We start from the raw sequence: 2087 nt of genomic DNA, 5'->3' as shown, positions 1-2087 counted from the left end.
GGGCCACGGGCGCGCCGATGACCGATACATGGCCGAATCGATCATCCCCGGCACGGAAATCCCGGGCGGGTACGCCGAACAGCGGTACCGCGACCTGCGGGCCAGATGGCGGCGCCGCGTCCGTCCCTACGTCGCGATCATCACCGTCATCGGCGTCGCCGGTCTGCTGGTGGCCCCGCACGTTCCTGGCGCCTGGGGATACTCGGTGGCCTTCGTCTCCGGCGGAGTGTTCGCGCTGGTGCCGATCTTGCGGAACAGCCCACCCCAGCATGTGGAGAACTGGCACGTCGGCGCGGAGGGCGAACGCTGGACCGCCAAGGAACTGGCCAAACTCGACGGCTGGACCGTCCGCCACGATCTGAAGGCTAAGTACGGCAACGTCGACCACCTGGTGTGGGGCCCCGGCGGGGTGTACCTGATCGACTCGAAGAACTGGACCGGGCGCACGGTCGACCTCACCCCCGGCTATCCGGTCACCGCCCCCAAACTCGACCCGACCAGTTCCTTCCACGACAAGAAGGTGCCCCGCAACCTGAAGGCGGAGGCCCGGCGAACCTCCGATGCGCTGCGCAAGCAGACCCGGGTCACGATGTGGGTCCAGCCGGTGGTGGCCGTCTGGGCTGACCTCCCGGAGGCCAACATCGTCGACGGGGTCGCCTACGTCCCCGGCCCGCAACTCGCCCAGTGGCTCCAAGCACGGCCACTGACCGTCCCACCTGTCCTGGCGCAACGGCTGAGCCGGGTGCTCTGAAGCACGCTGACGGCACACCTCAGCCGTGTTCCCGTGTCCCCCGTGTAGGGGACAGCCCGAGTAGCCTTCTCTGCTGCGAGGCCCCCTTCCGCCTACCCCCGTGGGCGTTGACGGGGCCTCGCCTTCGAGTTGGGGTCGTGACCGATTCGGGACCGGACCGCGCGGATCCACCGAGCACCGGGCGACGTGGCCTCGGGGCGCGCTCGGTGTTCGGCTCGGGCTCCGCCACCGCTCGGTGGAGCACGGCTTCCTTTCATCGCGACGGCGTGTGCGCCCCCCTACTCCCAGACCCGCTCCCGCTGCGCTCCTACCGCAAGCGATAGGCCACGGGGTGCGCGACCCGCAACGGCCGTGCACCGGGCTGGCACTCATACGCTGGTCGTGCCTGAGGGCAGGCTGGCAGCGGTCGATCGGTGAGCCTGCGCGCCTCCGGTGTCTGGTTCGGCTGGTCTGGCAGCGTGGACCGTCATGAGTGGCACCCCAGTCCCGGTGCGACCGTCCGCCTGGGTCCTTGTCTGGGCGCTGGCACGCGTTGTTCTCACTGCCGTCGTGGTGCTCGGGACCTACTTCGTCGTGCCGTTCCATCATGGCCGGTTCAGCGACTGGCTGGCGGTCTTCGTCGGGCTCAGCCTGATCACGGTGGTGGTCATTGTCGAGGCGCGTCGAATCGCTCGCTCGGACCGTCCGTTCCTGCAGGCGGGCGAGGCACTTACGTTGTCGGCGCTGTTGTTCCTCACGTTGTTCGCCGGTGTGTATGGCTCGATGCAGGCGAATCAGCCGGGAGCGTTCAACGCCCCGCTGACCAAGATCGATAGTTTGTACTTCTCGGTCACGGTGCTGGCCACCGTGGGGTTCGGGGACATCGTGCCGGTGAAGGAGTCCGCTCGCGCCCTGGTCACCGTGCAAATGGTCGGAGACCTGGTCTTCATCGGGGTGGCGCTTCGGGTGCTACTCGGCGTGACCCGTAGAGCCATGGCCCGGCGCGAAGCGGGTCGCGAGTAGCGGGTGACCTGGCAACAACGCCTTCCATGCGGGAGCGTTCGGGATCCGGTTCGACACAACACGCCAGCACTGTGGGGTCAACAGATCGCCGCCGAACAGCGGCCCGAGCACCAACATGGGTAGCCCGAACACTCAACCGTGGCCTGCATGATCCTTGACATCCCGACGCCGGTCGTCGTCGCCCAGGCCGACGCCGAGTTCGACGGCTCGCTGCTGGCCCGGCAGCGGCCCGCTCGTCGAGGTGATCCGTGGCGGGCGCTGGTCCAGAACTACCGATGGGTCGGCGTGCCGGGCTCCAGTAGTACCACTGGGTCAGCGAGGGTGAGGTGCGGCC

Annotated in this window: 3 protein-coding genes; all 3 read left to right on the top strand. The window is 68.3% G+C overall.

Going from position 1 to position 2087, the window contains the following annotated elements:
- Nucleotides 1-751, top strand: a 751-nt coding sequence (locus VIM19_10025; GenBank protein ID HEY5185218.1) for a nuclease-related domain-containing protein, incomplete at its 5' end; no start/stop codon positions are given.
- 468 nt (nt 752-1219) lie between these two features.
- Entirely contained in the window at nt 1220-1753 is a 534-nt protein-coding gene (locus tag VIM19_10020; GenBank protein HEY5185217.1) for an ion channel, read from the top strand.
- A 147-nt stretch (nt 1754-1900) separates the two neighbouring features.
- Nucleotides 1901-2087: hypothetical protein (locus VIM19_10015; GenBank protein HEY5185216.1), on the top strand; the 187-nt coding region annotated here is incomplete at its 3' end.

The organism is Actinomycetes bacterium (genome assembly GCA_036510875.1).
Lineage (GTDB): Bacteria > Actinomycetota > Actinomycetes > Prado026 > Prado026 > DATCDE01.
This window is presented reverse-complemented; position numbering and strand designations above follow the sequence as displayed.